At 66.3% G+C, this 14,100-nt stretch carries 11 protein-coding genes and 2 pseudogenes; 8 read left to right on the top strand and 5 right to left on the bottom strand.

The features are described from left to right. Nucleotides 1-118 precede the first annotated feature (118 nt). Nucleotides 119-1,303: a 4-hydroxybenzoate 3-monooxygenase gene (gene pobA, locus BDK63_RS12985; protein WP_183332635.1), complete on the bottom strand. Its 1,185-nt coding sequence runs from the start codon at nt 1,301-1,303 to the stop codon at nt 119-121. 170 nt (nt 1,304-1,473) lie between these two features. Here pobA and BDK63_RS12980 point away from each other — a divergent pair, with 170 nt between their 5' ends. Continuing rightward, nucleotides 1,474-2,403: a helix-turn-helix domain-containing protein gene (locus tag BDK63_RS12980; RefSeq protein ID WP_183332633.1), complete on the top strand. Its 930-nt coding sequence runs from the start codon at nt 1,474-1,476 to the stop codon at nt 2,401-2,403. A gap of 34 nt (nt 2,404-2,437) precedes the next feature. Here the strand turns inward: BDK63_RS12980 and BDK63_RS12975 are convergent, their stop codons facing one another. The 4 genes from BDK63_RS12975 to BDK63_RS12960 form a co-directional block, all read right to left on the bottom strand. Continuing rightward, nucleotides 2,438-3,727: a TRAP transporter large permease gene (locus BDK63_RS12975; RefSeq protein WP_183332631.1), complete on the bottom strand. Its 1,290-nt coding sequence runs from the start codon at nt 3,725-3,727 to the stop codon at nt 2,438-2,440. After that, on the bottom strand, nt 3,717-4,244 hold the full coding sequence (locus BDK63_RS12970) for a TRAP transporter small permease (RefSeq protein WP_183332629.1): 528 nt from the start codon (nt 4,242-4,244) through the stop codon (nt 3,717-3,719). Before BDK63_RS12970 ends, BDK63_RS12975 begins: the two co-directional genes overlap by 11 nt. Nucleotides 4,245-4,250: 6 nt before the next feature. Continuing rightward, on the bottom strand, nt 4,251-5,282 hold the full coding sequence (locus BDK63_RS12965) for a TRAP transporter substrate-binding protein (protein ID WP_183332627.1): 1,032 nt from the start codon (nt 5,280-5,282) through the stop codon (nt 4,251-4,253). 432 nt (nt 5,283-5,714) lie between these two features. Further along, nucleotides 5,715-7,604 carry an FAD-dependent monooxygenase gene (locus BDK63_RS12960; RefSeq protein WP_183332625.1) on the bottom strand — a complete coding sequence of 630 codons (1,890 nt, stop codon included), beginning with the start codon at nt 7,602-7,604 and terminating at the stop codon, nt 5,715-5,717. A 239-nt stretch (nt 7,605-7,843) separates the two neighbouring features. Here BDK63_RS12960 and BDK63_RS12955 point away from each other — a divergent pair, with 239 nt between their 5' ends. The 7 genes and pseudogenes from BDK63_RS12955 (at nt 7,844) to istB (ending at nt 14,057) form a co-directional block, all read left to right on the top strand. Beyond that, nucleotides 7,844-8,851 (top strand): TRAP transporter substrate-binding protein, encoded by a 1,008-nt coding sequence (locus BDK63_RS12955; protein ID WP_183332623.1) that lies wholly within the window; start codon nt 7,844-7,846, stop codon nt 8,849-8,851. Nucleotides 8,852-8,896: 45 nt separating this feature from the next. Continuing rightward, nucleotides 8,897-9,415 (top strand): TRAP transporter small permease, encoded by a 519-nt coding sequence (locus BDK63_RS12950; protein WP_183332621.1) that lies wholly within the window; start codon nt 8,897-8,899, stop codon nt 9,413-9,415. A gap of 4 nt (nt 9,416-9,419) precedes the next feature. Next, nucleotides 9,420-10,679, top strand: a complete 1,260-nt coding sequence (locus BDK63_RS12945; RefSeq protein ID WP_183332620.1) for a TRAP transporter large permease — start codon at nt 9,420-9,422, stop codon at nt 10,677-10,679. Between the two features lie 127 nt (nt 10,680-10,806). Next, nucleotides 10,807-11,280, top strand: a complete 474-nt coding sequence (locus BDK63_RS12940; protein ID WP_183332618.1) for a MarR family winged helix-turn-helix transcriptional regulator — start codon at nt 10,807-10,809, stop codon at nt 11,278-11,280. A 106-nt stretch (nt 11,281-11,386) separates the two neighbouring features. Beyond that, nucleotides 11,387-11,647, top strand: a pseudogene (locus tag BDK63_RS12935) (IS1380 family transposase); the annotation flags it as partial. Nucleotides 11,648-11,830: 183 nt separating this feature from the next. Further along, nucleotides 11,831-13,191: pseudogene (gene istA, locus BDK63_RS12930) on the top strand (IS21 family transposase). After that, entirely contained in the window at nt 13,188-14,057 is an 870-nt protein-coding gene (gene istB, locus BDK63_RS12925; RefSeq protein WP_183332616.1) for an IS21-like element helper ATPase IstB, read from the top strand. The pseudogene istA and the gene istB overlap by 4 nt, the downstream one beginning before the upstream one ends. Nucleotides 14,058-14,100 lie beyond the last annotated feature (43 nt).

Below are 14,100 nucleotides of genomic sequence, written 5' to 3'. Positions count from 1 at the left end.
GACCTAAAGAAACTCTACCCACCGGACGACGCCTGACCTTCTCGGGGACCACAAGCATCAGGGCCCTGGCCAGCAGCGCTGGCCAGGGCCCTGATTCACGCGGAGATACCCGTCGAGACTACTCCAGGGACTCGTAGGGCAGACCCACGTAGTTCTCGGCGATGGTGGTGAGGCCCGCCTCGGAGTTCGTCACGTAGTCGAGCTCGGCCTGCTGCATGCGGGTATTGAAGTCCTCCTCCTCGGAGAACTTGTGCAGCATGGAGGTCATCCACCAGGAGAAGCGCTCGGCCTTCCAGATCCGCTTCAGGCAGGTCTCGGAGTAGCGCGGGATCAGGTCGGTGCGGCCTTCCTGGTAGACCTTCACCATCAGCCGGTAGAGGGTATTGACGTCGCTGGCCGCCAGGTTGAGCCCCTTGGCGCCAGTGGGCGGCACGATGTGCGCGGCGTCGCCCACCAGGAACAGGCGCCCATGCTGCATCGGTTCGACCACGAAGCTGCGCAGCGGGGCGATACTCTTCTCGATGGAAGGGCCGGTGACCAGCTTGGCGGCAACGTCGTCGGGAATGCGGCGCTTGAGCTCCCCCCAGAAGCGCTCGTCAGACCAGTCTTCCACCTTCTCGTCCAGACCCACCTGGATGTAGTAACGGCTGCGGGTCGCGGAGCGCATGCTGCACAGGGCGAAGCCACGCTCGTGACGGGCGTAGATGAGCTCCTCGGCCACCGGCGGGGTGTCGGAGAGCAGGCCGAGCCAGCCGAAGGGGTAGACCTTCTCGAACTCCTTGATGCGATCCGCGGGAATCGACTGGCGCGAGACCCCGTGGAAGCCGTCACAGCCGGCCACATAGTCGCAGTCGAGGCGGTGGGTCTCACCATCCTTATCGAAGGTGACATAGGGGCTGTCGCTCTCCAGGTCGTGGGGCTGGACGTTGTCGACCTCGTAGAGGGTGGTGGCGCCGATCGATTCCCGCGCCTCCATCAGGTCGCGGGTCACCTCGGTCTGGCCGTAGACCATCACCGTCTTGCCGCCGGTGAGCCCGGCGAGGTCGACGCGCACGCGCCGGTTGTCCAGGGCCAGCTCGACGCCGTCGTGCACCTCGCCCTCCTCGTCCATGCGCTCATCGACGCCCGCCTCGCGCAGCAGGTCGACCATGCCCTGCTCCAGCACGCCGGCGCGGATGCGGCTCAGCACGTACTCGCCGCTCTTGCGCTCGAGGATGACGTTGTCGATGCCCTGACGGCTCAGCAGCTGGCCGAGCAGCAGGCCGGAGGGGCCCGCACCGATGATGGCGACCTGTGTCTTCATGAGGGGACTCCGTTGTTGTCTGTCGCAGCCGGGATCTTTGCGTACAAGTGTTCGATGATTGGATTGTATTTTTCAATGAAACAGCCGCCGATATAAGGCATGATCCACTTCATCACTTGGACTATCCGCGCTTTCGCGCTCGACCTTGGTCGTAGCCGACAGGAGCTCCCATGACCACCACCGGCACCATCCCCGTCTTCAAGCTCTACGGCGAGACGCGCCACTGGCCGACCCCGGATCTGCTGCACTGCGAGTCGATCCCGGAACGCAGCGCCCTGCATGACTGGCATATTCGCCCCCACCGCCACGCCGATCTGGTCCACCTGCTGCACATCAGCCGCGGCCACGTCGACCTGGAGCTGGAGGGCAGCCTTCAACCGCTCGCGGCCCCCGTGGTCATCGTCGTGCCGAGCATGAGCATTCATGGCTTTCGCTTCTCCCCCGATGTGGACGGCCATATCATCACCCTGGCACGCCCCCTGGTGGAGCACCTGGCCGAGACCGCCAGCAGCGCCGGTCCCCTGCTGCATCACGCCGGCTTCCATGCCCTGCGCGACCCCGGCACGGAGCGCCGCATCGCCACCCTGGTGACCCAGATTGACGAGGAGTACCGCCAGCCGGCCGCGGGTCGGGCGCGGCTGCTGGAGGCGCTGACCCAGGCGCTGGTGGTGCAGTTGGCACGCCTGCAGGGGGTGTCCGGGCAGGGCGCGAGGGCCGCCGGCCCCCAGCACGATCGCAGCCAGCAGCACCTGGAGAACTACCAGGCCCTGATCGAGGCTCAGTTTCGCCGCCAGCCCAGCGTCGAACAGTTCGCCACCCAGCTGGGCATGAGCAGCGCCCACCTCAATACCCTGTGCCGCCGCCTGGCCGACCGCAGCGCCCTGCAGCTGCTGCATGAGCGCCTGCTGCTGGAGGCCAAGCGCCAGCTCACCTACACCAACATGACCATCAGCCAGATCGCCGACGGCCTGGGCTTCTCGGAGCCCGCCTACTTCACCCGCTTCTTCAAGCGCAACACCGGGCACTCGCCGCGGGACTTTCGACTGCGCCAGCATGCCTCCGAGGCCACGAAACGCGACACCCCCGGCCAGGCGAGCTGAACCGGGGGCGGCATGGGTCATCGGATCCAGCGGCTCAGAGCAGGAACAGGGTGGTGAGTACCGGGAAGGCGATCAGCAGCGCCAGACGCAGGAAGTCCGAGACGATGAAGGGCGCCACGCCGCGAAAGATCTCGCCCAGGCCCACGTGGGGCGCCATCGCCTTGATCACGAAGACGTTCATCCCCACCGGCGGGGTGATCAGACCCAGTTCCACGGTCAGCACGGTGATGATGCCAAACCACACCGGATCGATACCCAGCGACTGGATGATCGGGAAGACCACCGGCACCGTGATCACCAGCATGGCGATCGCGTCCATGAACATGCCCAGCACGAAGTAGAGCAGCAGGATGCAGAGCACCACCACCATGGGCGACAGCTCCATGCCGTAGAGGAAGTCGGTGATCGAGAAGGAGATCCGCGAGACCGAGATGAAGTAGCCCAGCATCTCGGCCCCCACCAGCATGAAGAACACCACGGCGGAGAGCGCCAGGGTCTCCTGCACGCTGCGCCACAGCTCGGCGCCGCGCATGCCCTTGACCAGGGCGTAGAGCAGGGTGGCGAAGGCACCGACGCTGGCCCCCTCAGTGGGGGTGAAGGCGCCGAAGTAGATCCCGAGGATCATCACCAGGAAGACCGCGAAGAAGGGGATCAGCCCCGAGAGCGAGGCTAGCTTCTCCTGCCAGGCCGTGGGCTCGCCGGCCACCGCCAGCGAGGGCCTGACGCGCATCACCACGGTCACCGTGAGCGAGTACATCACCAGCCCCATCAGCCCCGGCACCAGGCCGGCCATGAACATGTCGCCTACCGACTGCTCGGTGAGGATGGCGTAGATCAGCAGCGCAATGGAGGGCGGGATCATGATCCCCAGGGTGCCGCCGGCGGCCAGCGCTCCGGTGGCCAGGCCGCGGTGGTAGCCGTAGCGCTCCATTTCCGGCAGGGCCACGCGGGTCATGGTGCTGGCGGTGGCCAGCGACGAGCCGGAGATTGCCGAGAAGATGCCGCAGGAGCCCACCGCGGCGATGGCGAGCCCTCCCTTCCAGCCGCCGCAGATCACCCGGGTGGAGTGAAACAGCTTGCCGGCCATGCCGGAGTGGGCTGCCAGCACTCCCATCAGGATGAACATCGGCACGGCGCTGAAGCTGTAGTTGGAGAGCACCTCCACCGGCACCGTCTTGAGCTGGGCGATGGCGGCTCCCCAGCTGATCACCTGGGCGAAGCCCACCACGCCGACGATCAGCATCGTCAGCGCCACCGGCACCCGCAGCACCATGAGGACAAGCAGCAAGGCAAGGCCGATGGCGCCGATCATTTCACTCCCCATGGACGGTCTCCTGGTCGGCACCAAAGATCGCGCCGATCAGCGCATGCAGCAGGGCCCTGGCGCCCAGCAGCAGGCTCAGCGCCGCAGCGACATGGTAGATCGGCCCCATGGGAAGCCGCAGGTCCTGGGTCACCGTTCCGTGACGGGCCGCCGCCGCCGCGGAGTCCACCAGGCCCTGGAACAGCAGCAGCCCCAGGGCCGCAAAGCCGAGCAGGTAGACGCCATGCAGGCGGTTCTTGAGAGTGGGCGAGAGGCCATGGGAGAAGGCTTCCACCACCACCTGGCTCTTCTCCACATTGGCCGCCATGGCGGCCAGCAGGGAGCAGAGCATCAGGTAGCTGACCAGCTCCACGCTCCCCATGACCCGCAGGGCGATGGCCCCCTCGGTGACGCGGTAGAGGTAGCGGGTGCCGACGTCGGCGATGGTGACCGCCAGCAGCGCCACCAGGGCCACCCCCGCCACGACACGACAGACAAGGGCCAGCCAGTGGCTGGCCCTCTCCAGAATCGACCGCATGCTCGCTTACCCCTGGTCGACGGCGCAGGCTTCACTGGCGGCAAGGGCCGCCTCGTAGACCTCGCGCCCCGGCAGGCCACGCTCCTCGAGCTCGGCCAGGTAGCTGTCGATGCCGTCCTGCAGCGGCTGCTGCCAGTCCGGGTGTTCCAGGGGGTTCTCGATCTCGCGGATGGTGTGCCCGGCATCGCGAGCCTCCTGCTTGCCTTCCACATCCAGCCGATCGAAGACGACGCCGGCGTTCTCGGCCCAGCGCATGCCGGAGTTGGCATCGATCACCGCCTGCTGCTCGGGGCTCAGGCCGTCATAGGTGCGCTGGTTCATGGTGGCCACGAAGATCAGCGTGTAGAAAGGCACCTCGGTGTGGTAGCTGACCAGTTCGTTGATCCGGAAGCCCTTCAGCCCTTCCCAGGGGAAGCTCAGGCCGTCGATCACGCCCCGCTGCATGGAGGTATAGATATCCGGCGCCGGCATGCCCACGGGGCTCGCCCCCATGTTCTCCAGCATCTGGCCGGCCACCGCGGTGGGCCGGCGGATGCGAAGCCCCTCGAGATCGGACGGCACCTGTACGTCGGTGTCGATGGTATGGATGCCACCCGGACCGGTGGTAAAGAAGAACAGCGGACGGGTGTCCTCGTATTCGCTCGCCAGGTGTCCCTCGTCATACAGGGACTGCAGCACGCAGGCGCCTTGAGTCGCGGTGGTCGCCACCCCGGGCAGCTCGACGATCTGCGAGAGCGGGAAACGGCCGGCGGTATAGCCCTGGGCGGTGGCGCCGATATCGGCGATGCCGTTGGCTGCCGCCTCGTAGATGGAGTCGGGCTTGGCCAGCGTGCCGGAGGGGAACATCTCCACCCTGAGCTCGCCGCCGGACTCCTCCTCCAGGGTGGCCGCCCACGCCTCGAAGACCTCCTGGTTGACTCCGGAGGCACCGGGCCAGAAGTGCGCCATGCGCAGGGTGGTGGAGGCCTGGGCGGCGGAAGCGGCGGTCAGGCCGGCGATGGACGCGGCCAGCAGGCAGCGGGTCAGGACACGGTTCATGGGAGTCCTCCGGGGCGTTGTTGTCATGGACGATGTTGTAATGGAATAAGCTGTCATGGACTTATCGAAAGTTCGCAATCCGAATATGAGTTCGGATAGGGACAAGCTACCCTAGCCCCCAAAGCCTGAACAATGGACATTAGTCTATGGCTGTGCGGCAGACTCTGCCACAGGCTCCTGCGGAGCATCGGCACCACCCCCAAGCAGGACAAAGCGATTCAGTAATTGGACTTTTCAGGCATCCCGCCCTTATTGACCGTCACCGGTCCTGCGCCGTGCGCCCTCCCCGCCGATGCTCTTGCCTACGGCGGCCCTCCCCCGACAGTAAAGAGGCCCTGCACAGGCAGGGCCTCTTGCCGCCAGGACCGATCGGGAGGCCGGCACATGCGCTACCGGCCCCCTGTCATCCCGAGCGATTTTCCGGGAATGCGATCAGTTCGGCTCCACCATGAAGCGGGAGAAGAAGGCGTCGAGTTCGTCGAAGCCATCCAGCGGCAGCACCAGGGAGACGTACTGGTCCGGCCGTACCACCACCAGGGCGCCGGCGCCACGGTCGATGCCGCGCAGGTCGAAGATGTCCTGGTCGGTGCCCAGCACCGGGGCGTGGGCCTTCTGATAGTCCTGCAGCCCGAGGGGACCCTTGTGGGGCTTGAGGACGTCGTGCATGTCGGCCCAGTCCACCTCGAGGTGCGACTGCTGGATGATGCCATGGACGTCGAAGACCGCGTCCGGATCGGCTCCCTTCGGGGTGAAGCGACGGATCGGCGACGCGTCGCTGGCCAGGTAGTCCATCAGCGCATTCAGCCGTGACCCCGGGCTGCGCGGGTCGACCATGTCGGCGAAGGCGTAGAGCCGCCAGCGGCCGTCGGCGCGATGCACGTGGCCCAGGTGAACCTGCTTGGCATCGCCGAGCCGGATGACCTCGGCCGAATGGAAGCGGCGCCCGGGCGGGAAGCCGGTGGCCAGCCCCAGGTGGCTGTCGTCACCAGTGAGCAGGGCCGGCATGTAGTGGGTGGCGAAGCCCGCGGTGAACTCGCTGTTGGTAACGAACTGGCGCTGCACCTCGGCCAGGCCCTTCATCGCGGCCTCGGGGTCGTCGGAATCCTGGGCGGCGCCGATCGCCCGGGACCAGCGGGTATCCATCTCGATCAGGTTCTCGGCGATGACATGGCGCTCGTCATTGTAGGTGTGCAAGAGGCTGGCCGGGCTGCGGCCCTCGAGCACCGAGATCAGCTTCCAACCGAGGTTGAAGGTGTCCTGCATCGACACGTTCATGCCCTGGCCGGCCTTGGCGGTGTGGGTGTGACAGGCATCGCCGGCGATGAAGACCCGCGGCGTGCGGCTCTCCAGCTGGTCGTCGTCGACGTCATCGAACTTGTCGGTGACCCGGTGGCCGACGCGGTAGACGGAGAACCAGGCGGTCTCCTTCACCTCGAAGGTGTAGGGCGCCAGCACCCCCTGCGCCTTGGCCAGCACCTCCTCCTTGGTCAGCCAGGCGTCCGGGGCGATGTTGCCCATGTCGACGTAGAGCCGGACCATGTAGCCGCCCTCGCGAGGGATCAGCAGGATGTTGCCCGCCTCGGCGGACTGGATGGTGCACTTGAAGCGGATGTCCGGGAAGTCGGTCACCGCCAGGACGTCCATCACGCCCCACGCCTTGTCCTCGCCGTGGCCCTGGGGCACACGACCGATGGAGTCGCGCACCACGCTGTGGGCGCCGTCGCAGCCCACCACGTAGCGGGCGCGGACGCGCTTCTCGCCCTCTGGGGTGTTGAGCGTGACCGTGACGCGCTCGGCGGGGTTCTCGGGCACCTCCACCTTGAGCGTCTCGTGGCTGTAGTCGACCCGAAGGCGGTTGGGGGAGTTGTGCATGTACTCCAGCAGGAAGTCGAGAAGGCGGGCCTGGTTGACGATCACATGGGGGAATTCGGAGAGGCCGTCACGTACATCCTGCACGCGGCCGAGCCGGGTGATGCGGGAGTTGTCACCGGGGGTCGGGCCCCAGAAGTGGGTCTCGTTGATCCAGTAGGCCTCGGTGGTCATCCGCTCGGCCAGGCCGAAGGCCTCGAACATCTCCACCGTGCGGCAGGCGATCCCGTCGGCACGCCCCACTTCGAGGGGGCCGTCGGCCTTCTCCACGACGCGGGTGACGATCCCCGGGAAGGTCGAGAGCTGGGCCGCCAGCAGCAGCCCGGCGGGGCCGGTGCCGACGATGAGCACGTCCACCTCTTCCGGCAGCGGACCCTGCTCCTCGCTGCGCCCTTCGGCCAGGGGTTGAATTCGCGGGTCGCCGCTGCGGTAACCGTCGAGGAAGTACTGCATCTTCGCGCTCCATCCCGTGCACTACGGGTCGTCGTTGTTGAGGGTCAATCAGGGGGTCGGGGCTATCTGCCGCGGCAATCTGCCACGCCGATATTGATCAGTATTGTGACCGATATGGCGGCAAGCAATCCGACTTTCGGATAATTGATCATTGTTGTGATGATCACAATACTGACGCAGATCAAAAAGTGACCATCCCTCTGTCCACCGATCCCTGACCACTGACAAGCGAGCCGACAATGACAACCACCGCACGCCAAGCCAATCGTCGCCCCCTGGCCCTGACGCTGCTCTCGGCCTCCCTGCTGGCCATCAGCACCCCGCTGCTGGCCAAGGAGCTGCGCCTGGGCATGATCACCCCGCCCCAGCACATCTGGACCCAGAGTGCCGAGCAGTTCGCCGATGCCGTGGCGGAACGCAGCGGCGGCGAGCTGACCGTCGCCCTCTTCCCCGCCGGCCAGCTGGGTGACGAATCCGCGATGTTCTCCCAGATGGAAACCGGGCTGCTCGACATGGGCATCATGACCGCGGCCCTGACCAGCCAGCGCGAACCCTCCATGGTCGGCTGGTTCACCCCCTTCCTGTTCAGCAGCGTGGAAGAGGCGGCCAAGGCGGCAGAGACCGACGCCGCCCAGCAGATGCTGGCCAACCTGGAAAGCAAGGGGCTGCACGCCTTCGGCTACACCTTCGCCGGCATGCGCCACATCCTGATGCGCGATACGCGCGTCGAAGGCGTGGACGATGTCGCCCGCAAGAACATGCGCATCATCCCCTTCGCCGCGATGAACACCTGGTGGCGCGCCATGGATGCCCGCCCCACCCCCATCAGCCTGCCGGACGTCTACCAGGCGCTGCAGAATCGCATGCTCGACGGCGTGGATATCGACCTGGACGCCCTGGTGGGCTCCGGCTTCTACGAGGTCGCCGAGCACCTGACCCTCACCAGCCACATGGCCTTCCCCGCCGTCTCGGTGATGAGCCAGGCCACCCGCGCCGCCCTCTCCGACGAGGAGCGCCAGATCATCGACGAGGCCATGGAAGAAGCCCTGGCCTGGGGCATCGAGGCCCAGATCGAGGCCGAGCAGCGCAACCTTGCCACCCTCCAGGAGGCCATCGACGTCTTCATCCTCGAGGATGCCGAGAGCGTCTTCGCCCCGGCCAACCAGGCCTTCGCGGATCGCTTCGGCGATCATCCGCTGATCCAGGCCTTCCAGCAGCAGTCTGCCGAGCTGCTTGACGCCGAATAACGCCGGTCGGGGCGCCCCGGCGCCCCGCACCGGAAGGAAGTGACCATGAACACCCGACACGATACCTGGCTGAGCCGGGCCAGCCATGGGCTGGCCCGGGTCGAGCAGTTTCTCTGCAGCCTGCTGATCGCTGCCTTCGGCGTGCTGCTGATCGTCAATGTCTTCGCCCGCTACGTGCTCAACAGCCCGCTCTACTTCGCCAACGAGCTGGCGGTCTACATCCTGATCTGGATGGCCTTCCTGGCCATCTCCATCACGATCCACCACGACCAGCACGTGCGCCTGACCATGCTGGTGGGCCTGCTGCCCGCACCGGCCCAGCGGGTCTGCTACTGGCTGACCGAGCTGGTCTGCCTGACGATCCTGGCGGTGACCCTCTGGTATTCCATCAGCTGGCTGCGCTCGCCCTCGGTCGCCTTCGACATCGCCATCACCCTCGACTGGCCCAAGTGGCACTTCTACCTGATCGTGCCGATCTTCTGTGCCACCTCCATCTTCCACCTCATCGCCAGGCTGCCGGACCGCTCACGCACGGTCTTCACCCTGGCCAGCGACGAGGAGTGACTGCATGACGCTTGCCGCCTTTCTGCTGTTCATGCTGCTCGGCATGCCCATCGCCTTCGTGCTACTGGCCTCGACCTTCACCTTCATCCTCACCTCCGGCAACTACCGCCTGCTGGACAACCTGCCCCAGGTGATCTTCGGTTCCCTGGAAGTGTTCGACCTGCTGGCGATCCCGCTCTTCATCCTGCTGGGGGAGATCATGAACGAGGGGGGCATCACCCGCCGGATCATCCACGCGGCCCGCGCCTGGTTCGCCTGGATTCCCCACAGCATCGCTTATGTCTCCCTCACCTCGAACCTGATGCTGGCCTCGATCATGGGCTCGGCCACGGCACAGATCGCCATCATGAGCCGGGTCATGACCCCGGAGATGGAGCGCGACGGCTACGACAAGGGGTTCGCCGCCGCCCTCACCGCGGGCAGCGGCCTGCTGGGACCGATCATCCCGCCCTCCATGGTCTTCATCATCTATGGCGTGATCGCCCAGGTCTCGATCGGAGCGATGTTCCTCGGCGGCATCCTCCCCGGCCTCGTGCTCTTCCTGCTGATCAGCGGCTTGATCGCGCTGATGGCCGGGCGGGCGAAGAAGCGGGATACCGGCAACAAGCAGCCTATTCCCCTGTGGGGCGCCACCCGGGGCGCCCTGCTGACCCTGGTCATCCCGATTGTGATCGTCGGCGGCATCGCCTTCGGCATCGTCACCCCGACCGAGTCGGCGGCTGCGGCGACCCTGATGGCGCTGATCATCGGCGGCCTGTTCTTCCGCGAACTGAAGTGGGGACAGCTCCCCGGAGTGCTCCAGCGGACGGCACGCAACACCGCCATCGTGCTGTTCCTGATCGCCGCCGCCAAGGCCTTCGGCTGGGTGCTGGTCTACAACCAGATTCCCCAGCAGGTGGCCAGGCTGATGCAGGGGGCCACCGAGAGCCCGCTGATCTTCATGCTGCTGGTCTTCGTGATGCTGATCGTGGTGGGCATGGTGCTCGACGGCATCGCCGCCCTGATCATCCTGGTGCCGATCCTGCTGCCGGTGGCCCAGCAGAGCTACGGCATCGACCCCATCCACTTCGGCATCGTCACCTGCATGACCCTGAGCCTGGGGCTGCTGACGCCGCCGGTGGGCGCCGGGCTCTACGTCGCCTCGGCGATCAGCAACGTCAGCCTGCCGCGCATCACCAGGTGGATCATGCCCTTCGTGCTGGCGGCCTGCCTGGTGATCCTGCTGACCATCTTCAATCCCTGGCTGGTCAGCGTATTTCGCTGATGTGCCCCGACGGGGCTCGGCAGGTGCCCGAGCCCACCTGGTCTGCTAAGTTAGCGCGCAGGCTACCCGCTGCATGCGGCGGGTGGCCTTCACGCTATTCCCTTCCATCCTCGAGCAGAACGAGACCATGACCGCAGCCCCCTTCTCAGAGGCCAGCCAGTTTCCCGGCAACCTGCTCCGGCGCTGCCACCAGATCAGCGTGGCGATCTTCCTGCGCAAGTGCGAGGCCTACCAGCTGACCCAGCTGCAGTACATCATCCTCTGCGCGCTGGAGGAGCACGGCTCCATCGACCAGATCACCCTGGGCGGCCATACGGCCCTGGACCGCAACACCGTGGCCGTGGTGGTGAAGAAGCTGGAGGAGCGTGGCCTGGTCACCCGCCAGCGCAACCCCGAGGATCGCCGCGCCATGCTGGTGACCCTGACCAAGGAGGGGGAGCGCCTGCGCCACGCCGCCGAACCCTCCGTGGCCGAGGTGCAGGAGGAGATCCTCGCTCCCCTGCAGGAGCAGGAGCGCGAGACCCTGTGCCGGCTGCTGCAGACCCTGGCCGACGAGAACAACCACCTGAGCCGAGTGCCGGTGCGCCAGGCGGTACAATAAATCCTGAATCCGTGAGACCGGCCCCCAGAAATGTTTCTAACCAACTGACCTGCATGGCAATATAGCGGATATCGCCATTCACCCAGACAGTGCCATGCCCAACGTCAAGTTCCGCGCCACGCTGGGCATGCGCACCAGCGACGTGGTCAAAAGCTACCTGGGCCTGCTGTGTCTGGGCATGAGCGACTATGACGCCATCGAAAACTTCCGCCGCGACAAGCCCTTCCAACAGCTGCTGACCCTGCAAAAGGTGCCGAGCACGGCGACGCTGCGACAGCGGCTGGAGAAACTTGCCGCCAACGACCTGCAGGCGCGCACCGCCACCTGGTCCACGACCCTGCTGTCACTGGTCGAGTGTGCAGCGACAATCAAGATGAGAGTCACGCGACAATCAAGTTGAGAAAGCCGACACCTTATGTCGTCGACGTCGTGAGGGCGTAGCCCGAACGACCTCGACGACACAAGAACGGCGGGATCCCCAAGGGGAGCCCGCCGGGTGATCGCGGCCAACCCGGCTTAGAGTGGTCTTCTCGCCAAAGAGGATCACCCCGTGCCGGGACGACACATCACCGATCACCAAGTGAGGCTTTACATGACTTTTCGCCGTAGTGATAGTTCCGCCGCCGCCGCTGCCAAGGCCGCGTTCAGCACCGCCACTGCCTACCGCCTCGAGGATGACCCACGGCTGCCGTCACAGACGGCGTCGCCACGCACTCGCCGCCGACCGGATCCGCTGGCCGGACTCTTCGAAGAAGAGGTGGTGCCCCTGCTGGAGGCGGCACCGGGGCTGCGCCCGATTGCCCTGTTCGAGGAGTTGCGACGCCGCCATCCTGATCTCGACCACGGCATCCGCCGGACCCTGGAGCGCCGGGTGCGCGCCTGGCGGGCGGTGCATGGACCGGCGCAGGAGGTCATCTTCCGCCAGACCCACGAACCCGGACGCCTGGGCCTGTCCGACTTCACCGACATGGCCGACCTGCAGGTCACGGTGGCCGAGGGTCCGTTGGATCATCGGCAGTACCACTTCCGGATGGTGTATGGCGGCTTCCAGTACGCCCATGTGGTGCTGGGCGGCGAGAGCTTCGTCGCGCTGGCGGAGGGCCTGCAGAACGCCTTGTGGGCACTCGGCGGCGCCCCGCGCGAGCACCGCACCGACAGCCTCTCGGCGGCCTTTCGCAACCTCGAGCCGGCGGCACAGGATGACCTCACCCAGCGCTACGAGGCGCTGTGCCGGGACTACGGCATGACGGCGACCCGCAACAACCCCGGCGTGGCCCACGAGAACGGCAGTATCGAGAGTGCTCATGGCCACCTCAAGCGCGCGATCCACGATGCCTTGCTGCTGCGCGGCTCACGCCACTTCGATGACCTGGCCGCCTACCGGGCCTTCATCGATGAACTGGTCAGCCGGCGCAACGCCCGCCATCAGCTACGGGTGTGCTTGTATGACGATCGCCTTGAGCTGTTCATCGGCGGCAGCGCGCTGATGACCCTGACCGCGGGCGAGCCCAGCGCGGCGCCCGGCATGGCCATGTGGTCAACTACCATCACGTCATTCATGCCCTGCGGCGTAAGCCGATGGCGTTGTTGAACCTGGTCTACCGCGACCAGCTGTTCCCGCGGGACGCCTATCGGCGCACCTTCGACGCCTTGCTGGCCGGAGGTGACGCCCGCTTGGCCTGCCGCTGCATGGTCGGCCTGCTGGCCCTGGCCCACGAGCGGGGCTGTGAAGCGGCACTCGCGCAGCACCTGGAGGCGCTACTCGAGGCCGGCGAGTTGCCGCACCTCGACACGCTGCGCGAGCGCTTCGGTCCCGCCCCGAGCGAGTTGCCTCACGTCGAGGTGCGACTGGGGTCGTTGGTGGACTATGACGCGCTGATGGACCAACCGGTCATGGGAGGGGTGGCATGAAAGCTTCCTCGATGACCGATGCCGCGCGGCTCGCCCTGATGCTCAACGACCTGCGCCTGCCCACCATCAAGGCGGTGTGGTCGCGCTTCGCCGACCAAGCGGATCAGGAGGGCTGGCCGGCGGCGCGGCTGCTGGCCACCCTCGCCGAACACGAGCTCGCCGAGCGTGCCCGGCGCCGGCTCGAACGCCACTTGAGCACTGCCCGGCTGCCGCCGGGCAAGACGCTCGACAACTTCGATTTCACGGTGGTGCCGATGGCCTCCCAGGCTCAGGTGATGGCCTTGACCAGTGGTGACCGCTGGCTCGATGAAGGCGCCAACCTGATCCTCTTCGGCCCTCCTGGCGGGGGCAAGAGCCACCTGGCCGCCGCCATCGGCCTGGCCTTGGTGGAGGCGGGCTATCGGGTGCTCTACACCCGCACCACCGACCTGGTGCAGCGGCTCCAGATAGCGCGTCGGGAGCTTACCCTCGAGGCCGCCATCGCCAAGCTCGACAAGTACCATCTGCTGATCCTCGACGACCTGGCGTATGTCACCAAGGATCAGGCCGAGACCAGCGTGCTGTTCGAGCTGATCAGCGCCCGCTATGAGCAACGCTCGCTGCTGATCACCGCCAACCAGCCATTCGGCGAGTGGGGCAAGATCTTCCCCGATCCCGCCATGACGTTGGCCGCCGTCGACCGCCTGGTCCACCACGCCACCCTCTTCGAGCTCAACGTCGACAGCTACCGTCGCCGCACCGCGATGGACAACAAGCGCTCACGCGGGAGGCCGGCGACGCGCGCGACACGCAAGACCAGTCACCCCGTGTCGCCCAGCGACAATGATGCGCCTGACCTGCCTTGTTTACCTGGCGAGGCAGGGTAAAAGCGAAGGGGCCGCGACACCCCGGTTCTCATCCTGATTGTCG

Source organism: Halomonas campaniensis (assembly GCF_014193375.1).
GTDB classification, from domain to species: Bacteria; Pseudomonadota; Gammaproteobacteria; order Pseudomonadales; family Halomonadaceae; genus Halomonas; species Halomonas campaniensis.
This window is presented reverse-complemented; position numbering and strand designations above follow the sequence as displayed.

What these genes read in the sequence shown, in the direction of transcription:
- pobA (WP_183332635.1), bottom strand. Translation starts at nt 1,303, where the DNA reads ATGAAGACACAGGTCGCCATCATCGGTGCGGGCCCCTCCGGCCTGCTG.
- BDK63_RS12980 (WP_183332633.1), top strand. Translation starts at nt 1,474, where the DNA reads ATGACCACCACCGGCACCATCCCCGTCTTCAAGCTCTACGGCGAGACG.
- BDK63_RS12975 (WP_183332631.1), bottom strand. Translation starts at nt 3,727, where the DNA reads ATGGGGAGTGAAATGATCGGCGCCATCGGCCTTGCCTTGCTGCTTGTC.
- BDK63_RS12970 (WP_183332629.1), bottom strand. Translation starts at nt 4,244, where the DNA reads ATGCGGTCGATTCTGGAGAGGGCCAGCCACTGGCTGGCCCTTGTCTGT.
- BDK63_RS12965 (WP_183332627.1), bottom strand. Translation starts at nt 5,282, where the DNA reads ATGAACCGTGTCCTGACCCGCTGCCTGCTGGCCGCGTCCATCGCCGGC.
- BDK63_RS12960 (WP_183332625.1), bottom strand. Translation starts at nt 7,604, where the DNA reads ATGCAGTACTTCCTCGACGGTTACCGCAGCGGCGACCCGCGAATTCAA.
- BDK63_RS12955 (WP_183332623.1), top strand. Translation starts at nt 7,844, where the DNA reads ATGACAACCACCGCACGCCAAGCCAATCGTCGCCCCCTGGCCCTGACG.
- BDK63_RS12950 (WP_183332621.1), top strand. Translation starts at nt 8,897, where the DNA reads ATGAACACCCGACACGATACCTGGCTGAGCCGGGCCAGCCATGGGCTG.
- BDK63_RS12945 (WP_183332620.1), top strand. Translation starts at nt 9,420, where the DNA reads ATGACGCTTGCCGCCTTTCTGCTGTTCATGCTGCTCGGCATGCCCATC.
- BDK63_RS12940 (WP_183332618.1), top strand. Translation starts at nt 10,807, where the DNA reads ATGACCGCAGCCCCCTTCTCAGAGGCCAGCCAGTTTCCCGGCAACCTG.
- istB (WP_183332616.1), top strand. Translation starts at nt 13,188, where the DNA reads ATGAAAGCTTCCTCGATGACCGATGCCGCGCGGCTCGCCCTGATGCTC.